Source organism: Bacillus taeanensis, from assembly GCF_003318295.1.
GTDB classification, from domain to species: Bacteria; Bacillota; Bacilli; order Bacillales; family UBA6769; genus Maribacillus; species Maribacillus taeanensis.
Window position 1 is genome coordinate 166,351 of the sequence record NZ_QOCW01000005.1, and the last position, 22,573, is coordinate 188,923.

Genomic DNA, 22,573 nt, shown 5'->3' on the forward strand with positions numbered 1-22,573 from the left:
TATATTTATTATGAGTTCCGTTTCTTCAGATCATGCGGCTTATAACGATTCCAATATTTTCTTTAAACAAAAAAATAAAAACCAGAAAGGCGCTAATCTCCCATCTGGTTTTTTATTTGCTTTAATATTTTCTTTTCAAGGCGCGATACTTGTACTTGTGAAATGTCAAGTCGTTCCGCAACTTCAGATTGCGTTTGATCTTTGTAATAACGTAAATATACAATTAAACGCTCTCGATCATCAAGTTGTTCAATAGCATCTCTTAAGGCGATTTTATCAAACCATTTCGGTTCTGTATGATCAGCAATTTGATCTAATAGTGTAATGGGATCACCGTCATTTTCATAAACAGTTTCATGGATGGAAGATGGGGCTCTTGTAGCTTCTTGGGCTAATACAACTTCTTCAGGAGAAATTTCGAGATGATCTGCAATTTCGCGAATGGTTGGGTTTCTTCCATGAACTTTTGATAGTTCATCTTTTGCTCTGCGAACTTTATTTCCCGTCTCTTTCAATGAACGGCTTACTTTTACTGTGCCATCATCTCGGATAAATCGTTGAATTTCACCAATAATCATCGGTACTGCATAAGTTGAAAATTTCACATCATATGATAAATCAAATTTATCAACAGATTTTAAAAGGCCAATACTTCCAATTTGAAAGAGATCGTCCGGCTCATAACCTCGATTTAAAAAACGCTGGACAACTGACCAAACAAGACGCATGTTTTTTTGTACAATTAAGTCGCGCGCCTCTTGGTCTCCATCTTGACTTCGCTTAATTAACTGCTTTACCTCATCATCCTTTAAATACGCATCATGGTTTGTATTCCCTTTGCTCACCTCAACATCCATAGGCTTGACCCCTTAATTGCATAACGCTTTATTTTTTGATAAATATTTTGTTAAATTAACCGTTGTACCATTTTGATTTGTTTCAATTTCTACTTCATCCATAAAGTTTTCCATAATTGTAAAACCCATTCCTGAGCGTTCTAATTCTGGCTTTGACGTATAAAGAGGCTGTCTAGCTTCGTCAAGGTTGTGAATTCCAATGCCTTCATCCCTAATTTGAAGCTTCACAACGTTTTCATCAAGAGTTACGGAAATGTAGACCATTCCATTTGGGTTACTTTCATATCCATGTATAATAGCATTTGTAACCGCCTCAGAAACGACTGTTTTTATTTCTGTTAATTCATCCATTGTAGGATCAAGCTGTGCAATAAATGCTGCAACAGTCACTCTAGCAAACGATTCATTTTGGCTAAGCGCGGAAAATTGTAAATACATGTTGTTTTTCATTTATGCCACCCCCAAAGTTTGTAAAGCATATTCTTCACTTTCCTCAAGACGAATAATTTTAAACAACCCACTCATCTCAAATAATCGCTTTACATCAGGGGAGATTGCACAAACAACCATCTCGCCGTCCTGCGCTTTCACCTGCTTATATCTGCCTAAAATAACCCCTAACCCAGAGCTATCCATAAATGTTAATTCACCAAGATTTAACACAATATGTTTAACTTGGTGCTTTTGTATCATTGAATCGACTTCTTTTCTTAACAGCTCGGAAGTATGGTGATCTAATTCTCCTGACAATCGAATACATAAAACCCCATGTTTTACTTCTAGGTTAATATTAAGACTCACTATTTCCGCCTCCTTATTTCTCAAGTCACTGATAGTGAGTCTTTTCTATATTGACAGAAAGAAATCCTTCTTACCTTCAAAACTAGTGTCTTTCTCTAAAAATCTGTCATATTTTTATTAATTTCCTGCCGCAAATTGCGCCAATGTTCGTTTGAATAATTGCCACCAACTCGCTTGTTGAATGTCTTGAGAAGATAACAAAGCGGTTTCTGAAAGAACTTTACCATCCTTTTCTAAAACTAATTTACCGACTTCCTGCCCTTTTTGGATCGGTGCTTCCAAAGACTCTGAAAGCTTCATTTTTGTTGTTACTTCTTTTTCAGATTCCCCTTTTTTCGTTAAAATGGAAACGCTCTCTGCCGTTACCACGGTTACTTTTCGTTTATCTCCTTTATTTACATCAACCGTGTTAATAATTTGGTTGCGCTCGTATAAACGATGGGTTTTATACTGACTAAACGCGTAGTCAAACATGCTTGTTACCTGCTGATTTCTTGATTTAGCTGTTGGGGCTCCCATGACGACAGCAATCACACGCATATCCTCTTTTTTTGCTGTTGCTGTTAAGCAGTATTTCGCTTCTTTGGTATAGCCTGTCTTTAACCCATCCACTCCTGAGTAGAATTTAACTAATTTGTTTGTGTTAACAAGCCAAAATTTCTTATCCGTATTTTCACGCAAATAATCTTCATATTCTCCTGTATACTTCGTAATAAGTGGATACTTTAAAAGTTCTTTTGCCATTTGCGCCATATCATGTGAAGTTGAATAGTGATTTTCTGCCGGAAGACCTGTCGGGTTTGAAAAGTGAGTATTTTTCAGCCCTAATTCTTCTATTTTTTTATTCATATTTACTACAAATGCTTCTTCAGAGCCTGCAATAAATTCAGCCATTGCTACTGATGCATCATTTGCTGAAGCAATCGCTATTCCTCTTAGCATTTCATCCACTGTCATCGTTTCTCCAGGCTCTAAAAAAATTTGCGAGCCCCCCATGGATGCTGCATATTCACTTGTTCTCACTTTATCTTTTAACGAAATATCTCCATCTTCAATAGCCTCCATAATTAATAACATTGTCATAATTTTTGTCATACTTGCTGGAGGCAGCTCTTTATTACTATTTTTTTCAAATAAAATATTTCCTGTGTCTCTTTCAATTAAAATTGCTGAATCAGCTTCATTTGCTAAGTTTAGCTGAGATTCCTTACCAAATGCGGTGCCTTCAAAAGTAGTAATCCCCATCATGACTGCAATAATCATTGCTAGAATTCTTCTCACCTAAATCCCTCCATTCTTCGTATTACCATTGTTTCCAAAATAATGAAAGTTATACAAATTACCGGAGTTATATTCAACCTTATTGTTTATTAATAAGCAAATAAAAACCTGAAGAGGAACTTCCTCTTCAGGTTTGAAATAAATAACCTTTAATTAATTCATATTATTAACAATTGTTTTTACGAAAGACAAGAAATTTGCCTTCACTTTTTCAGTTGTTTCAATGACTTCATCATGTGTTAATGGTTGATCTAAAATGCCAGCAGCCATATTTGAAATACAGGAGATTCCTAATACTTCAATCCCTGCATGACGGGCAGCAATTACTTCTGGCACCGTTGACATTCCTACCGCATCTCCGCCAAGAGTGCGAATCATACGAATTTCAGCAGGGGTTTCATAAACAGGACCCGTATTGCCGACATAAACGCCTTCTTGCACAGAAATATTAATTTCACCGGCAGCCTCTTTGGCTAACTGGCGCAAACGCTTTGAGTAAGCTTCTGACATATCAGGGAAACGAACTCCAAGTTCATTATCGTTCGGACCAATTAAAGGATTTGTCCCCATATTATTAATATGATCGGTAATAATCATTAAATCTCCCGCTTCAAATTCTGTGTTCACACCACCAGCAGCATTTGTTACAATTAAACGTTCAATGCCAATTTCTTTCATCACTCTTACTGGGAAAGTTACTTTGTCCATGGAATAGCCTTCATAAAAGTGAAAACGCCCCTGCATAGCAGCTACTTTTTTCCCCTGCAATGTTCCAAACACAAATTGACCTGCATGACCTTCTACTGTTGAAACAGGAAAACCAGGAATCTTGCTATATGAAATACGAACTGGATTTTCAATTTCTTCTGCTAATACCCCTAAACCAGAACCTAAAATAAGACCAATCTCTGGAGTGAATGTTACTTTCTTTTGAATAAATGCTGCTGCTTGTTTAATGTCATTTGTTGTAATCATGCGTACTAACTCCCTTCCACCTTATAATTCTTTTAAAAAGCTTGTGCCATATTGCGGCATTTTCACACCAAAGTTTTCTGCAACTGTTGCACCTACATCAGCAAATGTTTTGCAAACAGGAAGTTCTTTTCCTTCATTAACCCCTTTATGATAAGCAATTAACGGTACATATTCACGAGTATGATCAGTACCGTGATGGAGAGGATCGTTTCCATGATCGGCTGTAATAATTAATAAATCATCTTCTTTTAATCTGTTAAGAACTTCTTGTAGGCGTTTATCGTATTCTTCTAATGCATCTCCATACCCCTCAGGATCACGACGATGTCCAAATACGGCGTCAAAATCAACAAGATTTAAAAAGCTCAGTCCTGTAAAATCCATTTCCTGAGAATCTAATAGTTTATCCATGCCATCACTGTTTGACTTAGTACGTATCGCCTTTGTAACGCCTTCTCCGTCATAAATATCAGAAATTTTTCCTAGCGCAATTACATCAAAACCGCCATCTTTCAACTCATTCATCACCGTACGACCAAACGGCTTTAATGCATAATCATGACGATTAGCAGTTCGTTCAAACTTTCCAGGCTTTCCAATAAATGGTCTTGCAATAACACGTCCTACCATATATTCTTCTCGCATTGTAATTTCACGTGCAATTTCACAAATATGATATAACTCGTCAAGCGGCACAACTTCCTCATGAGCCGCAATTTGTAAAACCGAATCAGCAGAAGTATACACAATCAATGCTCCTGTTTTCATGTGCTGCTCACCTAGTTCAGCCATAATTTCAGTCCCTGAAGCAGGCTTATTACCAATAATTCTTCTACCTGTTTTCTGCTCTAACTCTTCTACCAATTCTGGTGGAAATCCTTCTGGAAATGTGCGAAAAGGTTGTTCAATATAAAGGCCCATAATTTCCCAATGACCTGTCATTGTATCCTTTCCACTTGAAGCTTCCTGCATTTTTGTATAATGGGCAAGCGGTTGTTCAACCTTCTCTATCCCTTTAACTTCACTAATATTACTCAATCCTAACTTTCCCATGTTTGGCATCTTCAATCCACCGCGATGCTCTGCGATATGTCCTAATGTATTTGCACCTTTATCATTAAATTTTTCTGCATCAGGTGCTTCTCCAATACCTACAGAGTCCATCACAACTAGAAAAATTCGTTTAAATTGTTTTGTCACGTTTTTTACCTCCCTAGAACTCTCCATTGTGCCCCCTATAATCATACACATGTTTATCGTTTTTATATTATTCCCTTAACAATTAAGATAAAAACGAAGCGCTTACGACGTCAGAAGTCTGACGTCATCTTTTTTATAAAAAAGAGCATTAAGCTCTTGGATGATATTGAGAATAAATATCTTTCAATCTCGTTTTCGTAACATGTGTATAAATTTGGGTTGTTGAAATATCTGCATGCCCCAGCATCTCTTGAACGGCACGCAAATCGGCACCGTTTTCAAGCAAATGTGTCGCAAACGAATGACGAAGTGTATGAGGTGTCAGGGCCTTCTCAATACTTGCTTTCTGTGCTAACCCCTTTAGTATCTTCCAAAATCCTTGTCTTGTCAAACGTTTTCCATGATGATTTAAAAAAAGAGCTTCTGAGTGCTGCCTTTTAAGCAGGCGGTGTCTGCTTTTTTCAATATACCTCTGGACGGCATCCCCTGCTAATTTTCCTAAAGGAATAATTCTTTCTTTATTTCCTTTCCCCATACAACGAAGAAATCCCATTGTAAGATGTACATCATTCACATTTAATTGAATTAACTCAGAAACACGTAATCCTGCAGCATACAATACTTCAAGCATTGCTTTATCCCTTATTCCTATTAAAGAGGTTTCATCCGGTGCCTCAAGTAATCTTTCCACTTCTTCAGTTGATAATACCTTAGGCAGCCTTCTTTCAGTCTTTGGGGTTTCAATATGAACAGAAGGATCATTGTCTACTGCTTGTTCGCGCAGTAAAAACTGATGAAACGAACGAATGGACGCTATATTTCGTGCCAGCGTCGTTGCTGCTTTACCTTTTTGCTGCAAATCATGTAAATAACTTATAATATGAGTACGCTGGACATCTTTAATAGAGGTGAGACTTTCCTGTTTAACTAAGTAGTCAGTATAAGAGTGTAGATCACGCTTGTAAGCAGTTACCGTATTTTGCGATAACCCCCTCTCTACTACTAAATAGTGTAAAAAGTCATTAACTTGATCATTCATAGCTGTTTTCCCCCGAATCTGTTCGTTATTCTCCTTCACGATAAAAAAGGATTAAACGATCAACCATATTTATCGTTGTGTTAGAAGTTGTTTGGAGCATACCGCTTACTTTAATTGATTTCCCCTCTGGTTCATCATAACGATGATAATTTTGATATTCTTCATTTAACCATACTAAACTAAAATAAAAAAATAATGTGCATGCCATAAAGATTAAGAAAACTTTTATCGTATCAACCATCATCCGCATTAATTTTGCCATACCTTTTCACTCCTAAGTATTGTTAATAAAAGATATGACAAAATTCCGTACTTTTATACCCTTTTTTTGGACAAGGTAATAAAAACAGCAAAAAACCTTTCCAAACTTTTGAAAAGGTTTTACTATTCCTTATCCACATCATCGTTTTTATCATGACAACGATGACAAATTCCATGAAAAGTTAATCTATGATCTTTAATTTTAAAATTCCAGTCTCTCTCGACAATGGTTTCAACGTCCCCAAGAAGGTCTTCTTGAATTTCATCAACAGCACCACACTCAATACATACGAGATGATGATGAAAATGTGCTGCTCCTTCCTGACGTAAATCATAACGTGACACACCATCCCCAAAATTTATTTTATCAACAACATTTAACTCTGTTAATAATTCTAACGTTCGATAAACTGTTGCTAAACCAATCTCTGGAGATTTTTCTTTCACGAGGAGGTATACATCTTCTGCACTTAGATGATCTTCTTCATGTTCTAATAAGACTCGTACAGTTGCTTCTCGTTGTGGTGTCAGTTTATAGCTTTGCGAATGTAACTGTTTCTTTATTCGATCGATTCTACTCTCCATGATTTTACCCTCCTACGATCGATTCACATTCTTATTATAATAAGAAGGAAAATATGTGTCAAATTAAAATTGTTATTACTTACTTTTTATAATTATTTTAATGTAATAGGAGGTTTTATTATTTATTATTAATAAATCCACTGTACAATAGATTTCATAAGTGCTGGTGAAAGATACGCCTCAAATGAGGAAGAAATCGTTAAAAAAATTGCTGTAAACACCATCAATAATGTGTATCGAACAAAGTAAGGCAAAATTGGTTCTGTTTTTCTAAACTGCTGCCGAATCATTCGTAATGAAAACACAATCGACGCTGTTCCAATAATAATAAATGCCGGTACTAACAAAAGATTTTGTGGTAAAACAGACACAAAAGAAAGCACAAATCCCTGCCACCCCATTTGATTCACTAAAAAACCAACCGTAAATCCAATTACAATTCCTTTTAAAAACAGCATAATTAAAATAATTGGAAGCCCAATAATAGATAATCCAAGCAGCCACATTAAACCAAGGTATTTAATATAATGAGTAAAGCTTTGATTGAACATATCAACAGTATAAGCAAAATGTCCTTCAGCAACTTGTCCAAAAAAACGGCTTAAGTACAAATATAAATCTTGCTTTTGATCAACACTTAAACTGTTTACAATAATAGCACCAAATATAATTCCAATAAAAAATAAAATAACCGTAAACGTATAAACTGAAATATTTTCTTGTATATGATAGGCTGCTGCTTTTTTTACTTTATTCACCACATTCCCTCCCATCCAGCTTGTACACTCGATTTATTATTTACTTTATGACAACTCTCCTTTTGCTATGACATGTCCTTTATCATAGTTTTAAATTATATGTTTCATTTGCGAATACCGTGTTTCAATATCGAATTCTCAAGATGAACTTATATAGCATGTTAAAGAATCCTATTAATTTTTATTACAGCAAAAAAATAAACGAACACTTTACTTACTAAGTGTCCGTTTTTACACTTCCGTATTTTCCTCCACCACCAGGATGAAGTTCTAACTTACCGCTTCTCGCTTTTATGATAAGGTCAGCAACCTTTTTCGAGACAACTTTTTTAATCGCGTCTTCTGGAACATGATGCAAAATGTCCATATCTGTCCCAAGATGATCTCGCAACTTATCTAATGTCTTAGGACCAAGGCCCGGAATAAACTCTAATGGTACTTGATGAATGTACGGCGGTCTTTTTTCTTTTCGATCTTCGTTCGCTTTAAGTTCAGCTAAACGTTCAAACACACCTTTTGTAACCTTTGAAGACTGACATACAGGACATACTGCTTCCTTATCAACAGTTGTTAAACAATTCGCACAGGTTGTTCGGTAATATTTTCCTAAATAAGGATTTAATCCGTAATTTTCTGCAACTTTTCTACCTTTAACCCCTTTGAGGGAGAAGCAAAGCTCTTTAAATGTTGGTTCTTCCATATAAAGAGCTTGGTATTCTCTTGCTATCTTTGCTAATGAATGGGCATCTGAATTTGATAAATACGGATAACGATGTAGTTCTGCTATTTGATCTGCCATCTCCGTATTCGAGCTAAGCCCAAGTTCAACCGCATCAATAAGAATTGGATTAAACACTTCAGTAAGTGATTGTTTAACACCTCGCCCATATAAGCTTTTAAATGGCGTAAACACATGGGCAGGAATAAACAAACCGCCAAGTTCTTTTACAACGCTTTGTAATACGATTCCTTTTTCATAAATCCGCTGTGAACTTAAGGAAATATTTTTCATTCTGACAGAAAGCCACCTGCTAAATTGTTTCATTTTCTTTAAAGTTGGTAAATATATGAGTATATGAATAGGTCCTTTACAATTTTCATCATAAATTTCAATTTCACTTCCTAAAATTAAGGTCAGATTTTGAAACCTGATGCCCCCATTCCTATGCTCATACGCCAGCCCTTGATCAATTAAATCTTTTATTTCATCCATTACTTCCGGAACGTGACAATCAATAATTCCAATCAGATGAAGCCCTTTTACTTTAGATGCTTCTTGTAAGATGTTTTTCAGTGTTAATGACTTAGAACCTGTTATTTTTACAGGTTTCCCTGAACGTGTACGACCAATATGGATATGTAAATCAGCAAAAAAGGTGTTCATTATCTTCCTCTATTTTTGTTGAATTTTTAAATACAATAAGGCATAAGATGTTTTTGCATCATAAATCTCTTGTGACTTTTCTAGTTTTTCCGCTTCTTCTACCGTTAATTCTAAAACATCTAAAAATTCATCTTCTTCAGCTTGCTGTGGTCCTGCTTTTAAACCAGAAGCATAATATAAATGAACAAGCTCATCAGCAAATCCAGGAGAGGTATAAAATGAAATAATATGTTCCATATTCTCGCATGTATAACCTGTCTCTTCCAGCAGTTCACGTCGTGCTGTTACTTCGGGCTTTTCTCCCTTTTCCAATTTACCAGCTGGAATTTCAACAATTGTTCGCTCCAGCGGTTTGCGATATTGTCTTACAAATACAATCTTATTTTCAGCGGTCTTAGCAATAACCGCTACAGCACCTGGATGATTTACAATTTCCCGCTTACTTTTCTTCCCATCTGGAAGCTCTACTTCTTGGAGGCTTACGTCAATAACTTTACCTTTATAAAGAGGTGTTGAAGATAATGTTTTTTCTTTTAAATGGTCCATGACTTGTCTCACTCCCTGGTCTATTTATCAATGAATCTACATAAATTTTATCATAATCGATCATAACATAAATAAAAATAAGCCTTTCTCTTTACACAAAGTGCTTATTTTCAAACAGAGGAGCTGTTTTTATGAAAATTTATGTAAAAAATAATGGCGTTACATTTGTCGGAAAGTCATGGCAAATTAAGTATATGATTAAGCATTATATGAAAAGCTTTGATACAGTAGCAGAGTGGATTGCTGCTGAAAATAATTCGCATTCTAAGTAACCTCCAGCAAGAAGCGGAGGTTTTTTATTTCAATTTTTTGTATGTCTCTTTTAAACACGTTAAAATAGAAATAAAGTAAGAAAGGGGGATAAAAGATGAAGAAAAACCAGTTAGGAAATTCTGACTTATACGTTAGCGAAATTGGTCTTGGTTCGATGTCCTTAAAAAATGAAAACGAAAGTATTCGGATGATTCATCAAGCAATTGAAAGAGGTGTCAATTATCTGGATACTGCCGACTTGTACGATTTTGGAAAAAATGAAGAAGTGATCGGAAATGCCATTAAGGGAAAGCGTGATCAAGTAATTATTGGAACAAAAGTCGGTAACCGTTGGGAAGAAGGCAAAGAAGGCTGGTATTGGGACCCTTCAAAACAATACATAAAAGAAGCCGTAAAAAACAGCTTAAAAAGACTTAATATTGAGTATATTGACTTATACCAATTACACGGCGGCACAATTGAAGATAACATTGATGAAACAATCGAAGCATTTGAAGAATTAAAAGAAGAAGGTATTATTCGTTATTACGGTATTTCTTCGATAAGACCAAATGTGATAAGAGAATATGTAAAACACTCCAATATCGTCAGCGTAATGATGCAGTACAGCATTTTAGATCGCCGTCCTGAAGAAGAAATCCTTTCATTTCTTCAAGAAAATAATATAAGTGTTATTGCACGCGGACCGCTTGCAAAAGGAATGCTCACAGAACAGGTTGAAGCTAAAATTAGAGAAGACGGCTTTTTAGATTCTTCAAAAAATGACATTTTATTATTAGCGAATAAGCTGCGAGAAACTTGCGGCACCTCACACAATTTAACACAGCTTGCCCTTCGCTATGCATTATCACACCCTGCTGTGGCCACTACTATTCCGGGAGCGAGCAGCATGGAACAGCTTCAGGAAAACCTTTCTGCCGCTAACGTACGAGAATTTACTAAAGCAGAAATCACACTTATTCAACAACTTTCCAAAGAGAATAAATATGACAAACACCGATAAGAAGCATATGCTTCTTTTCGGTGCTTTTTTCTACGAAACATTTTCAATAATCATGGCAATACCCTGTCCGCCTCCAATACAAAGACTTGCCAGTCCAAAGCGTTTATTTTGTCTTCTCAATTCATAAGCGAGGGTCAGTATAATTCTGGCACCGCTTGCTCCGACCGGATGACCTAATGCAATTGCTCCACCATTTACATTTGTTTTGCTTCGATCAAGCTGCAGTTCTTTTTCTACAGCTAAATATTGCGCTGCAAAGGCTTCGTTTATTTCAATCAAATCGATATTATTCATAGATAAATTTGCACGCTGAAGAGCAATTTGAGAAGCCAGCACAGGCCCAATCCCCATCACTGTCGGATCTATTCCACAAATGCCATAGGAAACAATCTTCGCAAGCGGATGACGCTTTTTAGCATATTCCTTGTCTGCAATAACAAGTGAAACAGCCCCATCATTAATTCCGCTTGCATTACCAGCAGTTACAGTGCCGCTTTTTTTAAATGCCGGCTTTAAATGTTTTAGCTTTTCAACTGTGGTCTCTTCTTTTACATGTTGATCTTCATTTATTTTTGAAGGACCTTTTTTTGTTTGAATTTCTATTTCAATCATTTCTTCTGCTAAATTTTTCCGCGCTTTTGAAGCACGTGTATGGCTTAATGCTGCGTATTCATCTTGAGATTCTCTTGAAATTTGATAATGTTCTGAGAGATTTTCAGCAGTGATGCCCATTCCATAACCAATATAACGATCTGTTAATGTGTGAAGAAGCATATCTTCTAACTTTATATTTCCAAGCTTTGACCCAAAACGGCTCGTAAAATCAGCATGAGGAACTTGCGACATATTTTCCGTTCCACCTACAAGAGCGATCCTCGATTCTTTAAGCTTAATACTTTGCACAGCAGAAATAACCGACTGCATCCCTGAACCACATAAACGATTTACAGTTAGTGCCGGAGTTTTCATAGGAATTCCTGCTTTCAATAAAATATGTCTTGCTAAATAGGGAGAATCAATACTCGATTGAATGACATTTCCGTATACGACTTGATCAATTTCATCCGGCTCTGCTCCACTGCGTTTTATAGCTTCTACAGCTGTTATTTTACCTAAATCAATTGCAGAAAGGCTGCTAAACACACCGCCAAATTCTGCAAATGCTGTCCGAGCACCATCAAGTATATATACTTCTATTTCGATCATTTCCTTCTCCTCACTCTTTCATTTATATAGACCTTTTGTTAAAAAGCATCAATTTTTACATTTTCATCTATAAGTAAAAAGGGCGCTGTACATTTTTTTATATCTTCTACTGTATAACCTTTTGCTGTTTCAATAAGCTTGAGCCCTTTCTCAGTTACATCAATCACTGCACGATCGGTAATAATTCTATTTACAACCCTTTTTCCTGTTAAAGGTAACGTGCATTCGTTTAAAATTTTTGATTCGCCGTTTTTATTCACATGCTCCATAATAACGATAATCTTCTTTGCACCATGAACAAGATCCATTGCACCACCCATTCCTTTAATCATCTTTCCAGGAATCATCCAGTTTGCAAGATCTCCATTCTTCGAGACTTCCATTCCTCCTAATATCGCAACATCAATATGGCCGCCGCGAATCATCGCAAACGATTCAGCGCTGTTAAAATAAGCTGCACCTTTAGATGCCGTCACCGTTTCTTTACCAGCATTTATTAAATCAGGGTCTACTTCCGCTTCAGTTGGATATGGACCAATGCCTAATAACCCATTTTCAGATTGCAGCACAATTGTTTTATTTTGAGAAATATAATTTGCAACAAGAGTCGGCATTCCAATCCCTAAATTCACATATGCACCATCAATAATTTCTTTCTCTGCACGTCTAGCGATCTTTTCTCTTATTTCAGCTTTATTTTTCTTCACTTTCCGTCAGCTCCCTTACTTACGAGTTGTTAAACGCTCAATACGCTTCTCTTGTTTTCCAACAATCATTTTTTGAACGTAAATACTTGGTGTATGTATTTGATCGGGATCTAATTCACCTGACTCATAAAGTTCTTCCACTTCAGCAATCGTGACTTTTCCAGCTGCTGCAATCATCGGATTAAAATTTCTAGCTGTTTTGTTATAAATTAAATTGCCCATCTTATCTCCTTTTTGCGCACGAACAAGACTAAAATCAGCAGTTAATGCTTCTTCTAATAAATATTCTTTTCCATTAAATATTCTTGTTTCTTTTCCTTCGGCAATCGGTGTGCCAACGCCTGCCGGGGTGTAAAAAGCTGGAATACCCGCCCCTCCTGCACGAATTTTTTCTGCCAATGTACCTTGTGGAGTAAGTTCTACTTCTAATTCACCTGAAAGCACTTGACGTTCAAATTCTTTATTTTCTCCTACATAAGATCCTATCATTTTCTTAATTTGTTTATTCTTTAATAGTAACCCTAATCCCCAGTCATCCACACCACAGTTATTTGAAATCACTGTTAAATCTTTAACTCCTGTTTCTACCATTGCTTTAATTAAATTTTCAGGAATACCTACTAACCCAAACCCGCCTGCCATTATTGTCGCTCCGTCATATATATCCTTTACAGCTTCTTCAAACGAAGTAAGAATTGGCTTCATTTTTGTCTCCCCTCCCATAAATAAAACGTTTACATTATGGTTATTTAAAAACAGCTCTATTATGACATCATAATAGAGCTGTTTTTTCAGTAAAACTATTAACCGCGTTCTACAATTGTTGCTACCCCTTGACCGCCGCCGATACAAAGTGTCGCAAGACCGTAACGCTCATCTCTGCGTTTAAGTTCATGTAATAATGTTACTAAAACACGTGTACCACTTGCACCAATTGGGTGACCAAGTGCAATCGCACCACCATTCACATTTAAAATCTCCTCATTAATCTCTAAATCTTTCCCAACTGCTACAGCTTGAGCTGCGAACGCTTCGTTTGCTTCAATTAGGTTAAGGTCAGACATTGAAATGCCAGCTTTTTCTAAAGCTTTTTTCGTTGCTGGAACAGGACCGATACCCATAATGCTTGGATCAACACCAGCACTTGCATTTCCACGAAGAGTTGCTAATGGCTCAATACCTAGCTCTTCTGCTTTCTTCTTACTCATTACAATTACTGCTGCAGCACCATCGTTAATACCTGAAGAGTTTGCTGCTGTTACGATGCCATCCTTTTTAAATGCCGGACGAAGTTTTGCAAGCTTGTCTGCTGTTGAGCCTGGCTTTGGATGCTCATCTTTATCAAATACAATAGGATCACCTTTACGCTGCGGGATTTCCACAGGAACGATTTCATCAGCAAATTTACCTGCCTCAATTGCCGCTGCAGCTCTTTCTTGACTGCGTGCTGCAAAAGCATCAAGCTCTTCACGATTTAACTCATATTCCGAGCAAATGTTTTCTGCTGTAATTCCCATATGGTAATCGTTGAATGCGCACCATAATCCATCACGAATCATGCTGTCAACCACTTTTTGGTCGCCCATACGGAATCCATCACGTGCTTTTTCAAGTAAGTATGGTGCTTGACTCATATTTTCCATACCGCCTGCCACAACAATATCACTATCTCCAACAAGAATAGACTGTGCTGCTAAATGAACTGCCTTTAAACCTGAACCACACACTTTATTTATTGTTAAAGCAGGAACTTCTTGAGGAATGCCAGCTTGAATGGACGCTTGTCTTGCAGGGTTTTGTCCTAAACCTGCTTGTAATACGTTCCCCATAATTACTTCATCAACTTGCTCTGCTGAAAGACCCGCTTTCTCTAATGCCGATTTAATAACAAGAGCTCCTAGTTTTGTTGCAGAGATATCTTTTAAACTTCCAGCAAAAGCCCCGATTGGTGTACGCACTGCACTTACAATTACTACTTCGTTCTGTGACATTTGTAAAGCCTCCTATTTATTAAAAAATATGTACGCAAATACTATTCGTTCTTTTTCCTCAAAATCCTTGTTTATTTTTTAAAATTTACTGTTTTTTTTATATTTTTTAAGTTTTAATAAGATTCTTTACAATTTTAGATAATATTCTACAAAATACTACAATAAAAATTTCTTTTTACGACATTTTCCTATATTTATCTCTTGTTCAGCGTCAACCTTTCTACACTTCTATCCAATTCTTTAAAAAGCCGCAAATCTTTTCATATGAAAAGATTTGCGGCTTTTTTAGATGCTAATATTTATCTACGAAAGTCATTCTTGGATTGATCATTTGATTTGGACTTTTTAGTTGAAATAGCTGATATTGTTCTTTAAAATCAATTTTTAACTCCTCATCAAAAAACACTTCTTTTCCTTTTTGCATTAAAACAGGCTTATAATTTGATGAAAGAATGACTTCATCTTCCGCCGGTTTTTCAACAAACCATAAAAACGATACTCCATTAACAACACAACCACAGCCATCTGTATCATAATATATTTTAAGATACCCATTAGGGTCACGTGTAAAATAAGGTTCAAGTTTATGAATTGCCGCTTCAGTAAATGTAATATTCATCTCTTTCTCTCCCTTTCTCTTTATGCATTCTAGTCTATTTGATTATAAAAGGTTTGCATTATATTTGCACATTATTCGTTTTTATAGTTTAATCACATCAGGAGATTTTTACAGTCTCTTTATTATATGACGAAAACAATTCATTTAGGGGTGTTACATTTATGAAAACAGTTGAATCAAAAGAACAATTTGCTGGTATGATCGAAAGTAAACAGAAAACAATCGTGAAATTTGAGGCGGATTGGTGTCCTGATTGTAAACGTCTCGATATGTTTATTGGACCTATTATCGAAGAACATAGTGATAAAGAATGGGCACAAATTGATCGTGATCAATTTCCAGAGTTTGCTGAAAAATACGAAGTCATGGGTATTCCAAGTTTACTCGTTTTTCAAAATGGAGAAAAAGTTGCTCATTTACATAGTGCAAATGCAAAAACTCCTGAACAAGTACAAGATTTCTTAAAAGACGTTTAAAAAATCTTGTAATAAAAAACGAACACATCATTTTGTAAAATGATGTGTTCGTTTTTTATTATCGTATACTATTTTTTATTGATATGGCTTTATAAAACGTTTATCAATTTTATTTTTTAACAGCCATGCCCATTTCCCATGAAAAGCCCTTCCTTTGTACAATAAAAATCCTTCTCTGTTTCCTATTGATAAAATCGATAAAAAATCTTTCTGCGGCTTAAAATATTCACCAGCTCCATCTGTTAAAAAACCTTTAATATTACGATATAAAACGGGTGCTTCTCTTACAGCATACACTCCAGTTTTGGGTAGAGACGGATAATTGTTTAATGCTGCACAATCACCTGTCCCAAATATAGATGGATATTTTTTTACCTGCAGCGTATTTTCAACTAGTAAATAACCATTTTCGTCAGTAGGCAGATTGGAAACTTGAAATATCTTCGGGGCTTTTGGTCCTGCTAGCCAAAGCACTTCATCATATAAAATTGCTTCACCACCTGCTGCATGCAGATGCTTTTCTGTAACTTTGTTAATTTTTTTATTTGTAAGCAGGCGAACACCTTTTTCTTTAACAAGTTTTGTAATTTTGTTTACTGTCTGATTTTGTTCTTCAGGCAGCAGCTCTGAACTGCTAACAAGTGTGATTGAACCATTGATTTTATTATGCTTTCGATAAGCTGCAAGAGACAAGCTAATTTCCACACCTGCCGCCCCTCCACCTACTACTACAATATTTTCTTTTTCACGAATGTGTTTAATCGTCTCAGAAAATTGATAATTAGGCTTTACACACTTTACATGTTCTAACACACCTTGTAAATCTGTACCCGCTGTTAATGAACCAATATCAAATGAAAGCACATCATACGTTAAAACATCCCCCAAAGTAGTTAACACCATTTTTTGCTCTGGATCTACTGAAAGGACAGCAGCTTCTATCCAGTTTACAGCAGCTTTCTCAGCAAGTTTCTTTAAATCTATTCTTATTTCTTCTTCTGAATATAGTCCTTCTGTAAACCCTGAAAACATTCCTGAATAATAGTGAAACCGGCTTGGGGAGATTAAGGTAATTTCTGTATTTACAAGCGATTCTTTTTCAAGCATCTTTATAATATGTAAATGGGCATGCCCACCCCCAACTAACAACAGTTTCTTCATTTATTAAAATCCCCTTTACGTTATTAACTTATATAAACCATATCAAAACAACTTTCTCTTGACTATTTTACAGCTTTACTTGTTTTAAGGAATTAAGTATTAAAATAAGGAAGCAGAAAACTTTGGATGTTTTCCGCTTTCTCATCATTCCTATATGCTAAAATGATGATTACCACATGGGAAAGGATTCTTTAAAATGAATAAAAGCTTAATTAAAAAAATGCTTATAAATTGTTTAACCGATTATTTTGGAGCACCAGAAGCTATTCCGCTCACCGCTATAGAATATGACCTTCTTATCGATAAAATAAAAACCCAGTATACTCATGCAAACAAAGAAGCCTTATATATTATTATTCAAGATGTTGTTTACGATTATATTACAAAATAACAACAAATCATTCATTTAATGCTGCTGCGAAGGAAATGAGAAGGAAATCTTTTTTTCTTTCTCCTCCCATTGAAGGGCAGCATCAAAAGTACGGTCACCTTTCTTAAAACCTTTAATCATATTTGTCCTTCCATCTTTTAGTAATTTTTTAACGTTTGTTTGTGAGATGGTTTTACTTAATATTTTTTTTGATATTGTAAAATCGCAGTTTGTTTTCCCATAGTTTGAACAACCGTAAAATTTCCCTTTATCGATCACTTCGCCACCACACTTTTTACAAGAACCGACTACTTTCGGCTCGAAATTCTTTTCATTTTTAGAACGGCTTGACTTCTTTTTCACTTCTTCTATATCAATATTAGAAAAATTCCATATTTCTGACTGTTTAACAGCATCCGTAATAATTTTTTCTGATAATTTACGAGCCTGCTCCATAAATACGCGGGCTGAAGCTGTACCTTGACCGATTTCTTTAAGGCGTTTTTCCCATTTCGCCGTCATTTCAGGGGAAGCAAGAATTTGCTCGCCAATCGCTTCAATTAATAAAAGCCCTTTTTGAGTTGGACGAACTTGATTTTTTTCTACATCAATGTACTTTCGCTCTTTTAACATCGTAATAATGCCAGCGCGTGTCGCTTCCGTTCCTAACCCTTCTGTTTCTTTCATCACTTTCTCTAATTCTCCATTTTCTAAATGCTTACCTGCTGTTTTCATTAATGTGATAAGCTGACCTTCTGTGTAACGTTTTGGAGGCTGCGTTTTCCCTTCTTTCACCCGGACATCTTCCACTTTTCCTTGTTCGCCTTCTGAAACAAGCGGTAAGATTATTTCCCCGTCTTCCTTGTCAGACGGTGCAAACAATACTTTACGCCAACCTTCTTGAATTTGCTGCTTTCCTTTTGAAATAAATTCAGCGCGGCTGTCAACAAGCGTTTCAATCGTTGTATAATCAAATATCGCTTGATTATAATGGGCTGCAATTAAACGTCTTACTACAAGATCATAAATTTTATTTTCATCTGCAGATAGTTTTTTTGGATCTGTCACCTGTTCCGTCGGAATAATCGCATAATGATCAGTTACCTTCTTTTCGTTTACAAAACGCTTGTTATGAATAAGAGACGAATTTGGAATAGGGAAATAAGTTTTATAATCATCGAACTGACTTAACTTATTTAAAATGCTGGGAAAACTTTCTGCCTCTCCTTTTGTAACAAAGCTGGAGTCAGATCTTGGATAAGAAATAATTCCTTTCACATAAAGTTTTTGAGCAATATCTAATGTTTTTTTAGGCGAAAATTTAAATACTTTATTTGCTGTTGCTTGAAGCGATGATAAATTAAACAAAAAAGGTGGTTGAAATTCCTTACGCTCTTTCTCAATCCTTTTCACAACCGCAGGCTTGCCTTCACAAAACTTTGCAATTGCCTCTGCCATGGCTTTATCATGCGTACGAGTTTCTCCATCTTTTTGCCATTTACCTTCATACTTTTTTCCTTCGATATCAAATTTAGCAATGATTTCCCAAAATGGTTCAGACTTAAATTTTTCAATTTCTTTTTCTCGTTTTACCACAAGAGCCAGTGTCGGTGTTTGAACTCGTCCAGCTGAAAATACATCCGAAATTCCTTTTTGTTGAAGAAGAAGTGTATACACTCTCGATGCATTCATCCCTACAACCCAATCTGCACAAGCACGACTATACGCTTCATAGTAAAGATTTCTCGTTTCCGATTCATGAAGCAAATTTTCAAATCCCTCTTTTACAGCATTTTCTGTTAAAGAAGAAATCCATAAACGTTTCATTGATTTTTTTACCCGGCATTGTTCAATAATTGTGCGAACAATTAATTCTCCTTCACGTCCGGCATCACCTGCTATAATAATCTCAGACACTTCTGAACGATTGAGAAGATCCTTAATTACTTGAAACTGCTTTGCTTTTGTACGTGTTACCTTATATTTAAACTTATCTGGAATAATTGGAAGCGTTTCTACTGACCACTTTTTCCAACTCTTATTATATTCTTCAGGAGACACCAGCTCACAAATATGCCCCACTGCCCATGTCACATATGCACCTTTAGGAAATAACGGATGTGGCTGAACTTCTAAATAACCATTTCTTTTTTTTGCTGAAAAAGGTGCCGCTAATTTCACACCTTGGTCTGGTTTCTCTGCTATAATTACTTTCATATGATCACCTATTTCTTATAAAATGCCTGACCTGCTACTTTTTCAACAACGCTGGGCATTAATTGATACAACTTACTTCCTGCTTCCATCCATTTCGGAAGGTTTATTTCTCGTTTTGGTTTTTCAATTGTTTTAACAATCTCTCTTGCCACCACTGCTGGAGAAAGCATATACTTTTCAATATTTTTCATATAACTTCCTGATTGATCAGCAATTTCAAAAAATGAAGTTTTCATAGGACCTGGATTAACAGTTGTCACAAAAATATTTGTTTTCTTTAACTCCAGCCTTAAACTGTTTGAAAACCCTAATACTGCATGTTTTGAAGCAGCATAACCGCTTGATTTTGGGGTAGCAAGCTTCCCTGCTTGTGAAGAAATATTAATGATATGACCTTTATTTTGAGCAATCATCTTTGGCAGTACCTGCTTTGTACAATACATCATACCAAAAACGTTTACTTGAAACATATTTTCAATATCTTTTAATTTTGCATCTTTAAACATATCAAAAATTCCAAATCCAGCATTATTAATTAATACGTCAATATGAGGAAATTTCTCATCAATATTTTTAAACACCCTGTGTACATCTTCATAGTTTCCTATATCCCCAATATAAATAGGTGCCTCTATATTTGTTTGATCTTTAATTTCTTGCTGCACTTCTTTTAATTTTTCCGCCGACCGCGCGATTAAAAGAGGGATCCCTTCAAAACGAGCAACATCGATCGCTATTTGCTTCCCCACTCCTCTTGAAGCTCCAGTAACAGCAACAATTTGGTTTTTTAACGAATGTTTGTTTCTCATCCTCTTTTCACTCCATTTCTTTATTGTCAATTCTCTATGAATAAAATTAAAACTGGTCAATTACTCTTCCTTAATATTTTTAAAATTTAAAAATTAAGTTGACATCTTATTACCTGCTGCTGCATAATTACTTAAAATAAATAATAATTCATAAACTCAGCTTTGAAAGGAATAGTAAATCATTTTTTATGTAAAAGAGAGCGGAATTCATAGGCTGAAAAATTCCCCCATATTGAAAATGATTGAACCTACCCTGGAGCTGTTAGGAATAAACCTAACCGTTTTCCTGCGTTACAGGTCTAGAGCGGACATTTTATTTGAAATGAAATGTCAAAAAAGGTGGTACCACGGATTTAAAACCCTTCCGTCCTTTAGGTAAAGGATGAAGGGTTTTATTGTATTTATCCTATTTAAGTATAGCATTCTTTCAAGCTCGACAGCTTAACTTTAATTAGAGGTGATTATATGATGTTTAAAAATGAAAAAGTTGTTTTTGTAGGGGCTGGATCTATGGCAGAAGCAATTATAGCCGGTGTTATTCAACAAAAACTTCTTTCCCCACAACAGATTTGGGTAACAAATAGAAGCAATGAGCAGCATCTCTTACATTTAAAAAATAAATACGGCATTCACACAACTCTAGACAAAGAAGAAGCCCTAAAAAAAGCAGCAGTCATTGTACTAGCAATGAAACCGAAAGATGTAGTAGAAGGAACAGCAGCAATTCGACCTTATATAACGAATGAACAGCTTTTTATTTCTGTTCTTGCTGGAATCTCTACTTCCTTTCTTTCAGAGCTCCTCTTAGAAAAAGCACCGATTATTCGTGTAATGCCTAATACTTCAGCAGCTGTTGGCTATTCTGCAACAGCAATGGCAAAAGGCAATCATACTAAAAATAGCCATTTAACTCTTGCAAAACAGCTTTTTGAAGCGATCGGCAGTGTCTCTATCGTAGAAGAAGAAGACTTACATGCTGTAACAGGCTTATCAGGAAGCGGACCTGCTTATGTTTATTACTTAGCTGAAGCAATGGAAATAGCAGCTGAACAAATTGGATTAAAGGAAGAAACAGCAAAAGAATTAATTATTCAAACCCTTCTCGGCGCAGCCAACATGTTAAAACATTCCGATGAATCTTCTTCTGTATTACGACAAAAAGTAACAAGTCCAGGTGGAACAACAGAAGCAGGAATTAACATTTTAGAAATGTATAAATTTCAAGAGGCAATGGTACAATGTATTAAAGGAGCATCAGCACGATCTGAAGAATTAGGAAAACACTTTCACCAACTTATCGAAACAAAATAATTCATTTTAAATAAGTGCGGTGGACTGATTGAAGGTCAACCGCTTTCTTTTACCAAAACTGTTTTGTTACCTAAAAAATCAATTTCCAAAAATTTATTTTCCCCATAACCTGTAAACGTTTTAAACCCTTACTTCACACGTCATTTTTTATAACATTATATTAAAATAAGTTATTTTTATGTTAGATTTCCTTACATTAATATTCTTTTTTCTAACATTCGTGTTAAAATAAACATAACATTAACCAAATTCAGTAAGTTTTCACGGAGATAAATTACGTTTGAAAGGGTAAATGGGGTGGTTGTTCTGTCTTATAAAGATAAAAAGGTCATTTCTATTGGAGCTGTTAGCGAACTAACCGGCTTGTCTGTTCGAAAAATTCGTTACTACGAGGAAAGAAAATTAGTTTTCCCTGAGCGCACCGATGGCGGCACAAGAAAATATTCCTTTAATGATGTTGAACGACTCATGGAGATTGCCAATAAAATTGAAGATGGTATGCAAACTTTTGAAATCAAAGAAGCCGAACGTAAAGCATTGAAAAAAGAAAAAGTACGGAATCAAATGCTTCGCGGTCAGTTAAACGCCGCATTCAGGATGAGAAAATAATAAAAATGAGGCTGGGACATAACTAGCTTCAAATAATGAAAAAAGAGAAATTGCGGACGCAATTTCTCTTTTTTCATTATTATGCCTTATATCAGTTGTTGTTGGCTGTGAATTTTCTTAAATTCACAGCCATT

General features: G+C 35.7%; 26 protein-coding genes and 1 other annotated feature. Of the genes, 6 read left to right on the forward strand and 20 right to left on the reverse strand.

Annotation, left to right across the window (positions count from 1 at the left end; translation table 11 throughout):
* Positions 1-92: 92 nt before the first annotated feature.
* From sigF to DS031_RS07400, 12 genes are all read right to left on the reverse strand, one after another.
* Positions 93-857: an RNA polymerase sporulation sigma factor SigF gene (sigF, locus tag DS031_RS07345; protein WP_113805277.1), complete on the reverse strand. Its 765-nt coding sequence runs from the start codon at positions 855-857 to the stop codon at positions 93-95.
* Positions 858-869: 12 nt separating this feature from the next.
* Positions 870-1,307, reverse strand: coding sequence for an anti-sigma F factor (spoIIAB, locus tag DS031_RS07350; RefSeq protein WP_113805278.1), 438 nt, complete (start codon positions 1,305-1,307; stop codon positions 870-872).
* Positions 1,308-1,658, reverse strand: a complete 351-nt coding sequence (gene spoIIAA, locus DS031_RS07355; protein ID WP_113805279.1) for an anti-sigma F factor antagonist — start codon at positions 1,656-1,658, stop codon at positions 1,308-1,310.
* Positions 1,659-1,775: 117 nt separating this feature from the next.
* Positions 1,776-2,939 (reverse strand): D-alanyl-D-alanine carboxypeptidase family protein, encoded by a 1,164-nt coding sequence (locus DS031_RS07360; RefSeq protein WP_245947261.1) that lies wholly within the window; start codon positions 2,937-2,939, stop codon positions 1,776-1,778.
* A gap of 153 nt (positions 2,940-3,092) precedes the next feature.
* Positions 3,093-3,914, reverse strand: a complete 822-nt coding sequence (locus tag DS031_RS07365; protein WP_113805280.1) for a purine-nucleoside phosphorylase — start codon at positions 3,912-3,914, stop codon at positions 3,093-3,095.
* A gap of 21 nt (positions 3,915-3,935) precedes the next feature.
* Entirely contained in the window at positions 3,936-5,114 is a 1,179-nt protein-coding gene (gene deoB, locus DS031_RS07370) for a phosphopentomutase (protein ID WP_113805281.1), read from the reverse strand.
* 148 nt (positions 5,115-5,262) lie between these two features.
* Positions 5,263-6,153, reverse strand: a complete 891-nt coding sequence (xerD, locus tag DS031_RS07375) for a site-specific tyrosine recombinase XerD (RefSeq protein WP_113805282.1) — start codon at positions 6,151-6,153, stop codon at positions 5,263-5,265.
* Between the two features lie 25 nt (positions 6,154-6,178).
* Positions 6,179-6,415, reverse strand: a complete 237-nt coding sequence (locus tag DS031_RS07380; RefSeq protein ID WP_245947262.1) for a YqzK family protein — start codon at positions 6,413-6,415, stop codon at positions 6,179-6,181.
* A gap of 122 nt (positions 6,416-6,537) precedes the next feature.
* A complete protein-coding gene (gene fur / locus DS031_RS07385) occupies positions 6,538-6,999 on the reverse strand; it encodes a ferric iron uptake transcriptional regulator (protein WP_113805283.1) in 462 nt (153 codons plus the stop codon).
* Between the two features lie 128 nt (positions 7,000-7,127).
* Positions 7,128-7,772 carry a stage II sporulation protein M gene (gene spoIIM / locus DS031_RS07390; RefSeq protein WP_113805284.1) on the reverse strand — a complete coding sequence of 215 codons (645 nt, stop codon included), beginning with the start codon at positions 7,770-7,772 and terminating at the stop codon, positions 7,128-7,130.
* Between the two features lie 202 nt (positions 7,773-7,974).
* Positions 7,975-9,141, reverse strand: coding sequence for an endonuclease Q family protein (locus DS031_RS07395; protein ID WP_113805285.1), 1,167 nt, complete (start codon positions 9,139-9,141; stop codon positions 7,975-7,977).
* 9 nt (positions 9,142-9,150) lie between these two features.
* Positions 9,151-9,687 carry an NUDIX hydrolase gene (locus DS031_RS07400; protein WP_113805286.1) on the reverse strand — a complete coding sequence of 179 codons (537 nt, stop codon included), beginning with the start codon at positions 9,685-9,687 and terminating at the stop codon, positions 9,151-9,153.
* Between the two features lie 131 nt (positions 9,688-9,818).
* Here DS031_RS07400 and mciZ point away from each other — a divergent pair, with 131 nt between their 5' ends.
* Together mciZ and DS031_RS07410 are read left to right on the forward strand one after the other, a co-directional pair.
* Complete coding sequence (mciZ, locus tag DS031_RS07405; RefSeq protein ID WP_113805287.1) at positions 9,819-9,959, forward strand: Z-ring formation inhibitor MciZ; 141 nt, start codon at positions 9,819-9,821, stop codon at positions 9,957-9,959.
* Positions 9,960-10,054: 95 nt separating this feature from the next.
* On the forward strand, positions 10,055-10,963 hold the full coding sequence (locus DS031_RS07410; RefSeq protein WP_113805288.1) for an aldo/keto reductase: 909 nt from the start codon (positions 10,055-10,057) through the stop codon (positions 10,961-10,963).
* 30 nt (positions 10,964-10,993) lie between these two features.
* Here DS031_RS07410 and DS031_RS07415 read toward each other — a convergent pair whose 3' ends face one another.
* The 5 genes from DS031_RS07415 to DS031_RS07435 form a co-directional block, all read right to left on the reverse strand.
* Positions 10,994-12,169, reverse strand: a complete 1,176-nt coding sequence (locus DS031_RS07415) for a thiolase family protein (protein WP_113805289.1) — start codon at positions 12,167-12,169, stop codon at positions 10,994-10,996.
* Positions 12,170-12,207: 38 nt separating this feature from the next.
* Positions 12,208-12,876, reverse strand: a complete 669-nt coding sequence (locus DS031_RS07420) for a CoA transferase subunit B (RefSeq protein ID WP_113805290.1) — start codon at positions 12,874-12,876, stop codon at positions 12,208-12,210.
* Between the two features lie 15 nt (positions 12,877-12,891).
* A complete protein-coding gene (locus DS031_RS07425; protein WP_113805291.1) occupies positions 12,892-13,581 on the reverse strand; it encodes a CoA transferase subunit A in 690 nt (229 codons plus the stop codon).
* A 98-nt stretch (positions 13,582-13,679) separates the two neighbouring features.
* Entirely contained in the window at positions 13,680-14,867 is a 1,188-nt protein-coding gene (locus DS031_RS07430; protein WP_113805292.1) for an acetyl-CoA C-acetyltransferase, read from the reverse strand.
* 292 nt (positions 14,868-15,159) lie between these two features.
* Complete coding sequence (locus DS031_RS07435) at positions 15,160-15,486, reverse strand: iron-sulfur cluster biosynthesis family protein (RefSeq protein WP_113805293.1); 327 nt, start codon at positions 15,484-15,486, stop codon at positions 15,160-15,162.
* A gap of 104 nt (positions 15,487-15,590) precedes the next feature.
* Between DS031_RS07435 and DS031_RS07440 the strand changes: the two genes are divergently transcribed.
* Positions 15,591-15,962 (forward strand): thioredoxin family protein, encoded by a 372-nt coding sequence (locus DS031_RS07440; RefSeq protein WP_425451939.1) that lies wholly within the window; start codon positions 15,591-15,593, stop codon positions 15,960-15,962.
* Between the two features lie 75 nt (positions 15,963-16,037).
* Here the strand turns inward: DS031_RS07440 and DS031_RS07445 are convergent, their stop codons facing one another.
* Positions 16,038-17,123: an FAD-dependent oxidoreductase gene (locus DS031_RS07445; protein ID WP_113805295.1), complete on the reverse strand. Its 1,086-nt coding sequence runs from the start codon at positions 17,121-17,123 to the stop codon at positions 16,038-16,040.
* A 196-nt stretch (positions 17,124-17,319) separates the two neighbouring features.
* On the opposite strand from DS031_RS07445, the gene DS031_RS07450 reads away from it, so the two are divergent.
* Entirely contained in the window at positions 17,320-17,514 is a 195-nt protein-coding gene (locus DS031_RS07450; RefSeq protein ID WP_113805296.1) for a YqzH family protein, read from the forward strand.
* Between the two features lie 15 nt (positions 17,515-17,529).
* On the opposite strand, the gene DS031_RS07455 is transcribed toward DS031_RS07450, so the two are convergent.
* On the reverse strand, positions 17,530-19,710 hold the full coding sequence (locus DS031_RS07455; protein WP_113805297.1) for a DNA topoisomerase III: 2,181 nt from the start codon (positions 19,708-19,710) through the stop codon (positions 17,530-17,532).
* Between the two features lie 8 nt (positions 19,711-19,718).
* A complete protein-coding gene (locus DS031_RS07460; protein ID WP_113805298.1) occupies positions 19,719-20,519 on the reverse strand; it encodes an SDR family NAD(P)-dependent oxidoreductase in 801 nt (266 codons plus the stop codon).
* 153 nt (positions 20,520-20,672) lie between these two features.
* Positions 20,673-20,894, forward strand: a binding site (T-box leader).
* A gap of 93 nt (positions 20,895-20,987) precedes the next feature.
* On the opposite strand from DS031_RS07460, the gene proC reads away from it, so the two are divergent.
* The gene (proC, locus tag DS031_RS07465) at positions 20,988-21,830 is read left to right on the forward strand and encodes a pyrroline-5-carboxylate reductase (protein WP_113805299.1); all 843 of its coding nucleotides are present in this window, start codon (positions 20,988-20,990) and stop codon (positions 21,828-21,830) included.
* 306 nt (positions 21,831-22,136) lie between these two features.
* Positions 22,137-22,439 (forward strand): MerR family transcriptional regulator, encoded by a 303-nt coding sequence (locus DS031_RS07470; protein WP_113805319.1) that lies wholly within the window; start codon positions 22,137-22,139, stop codon positions 22,437-22,439.
* Positions 22,440-22,573: the final 134 nt, after the last annotated feature.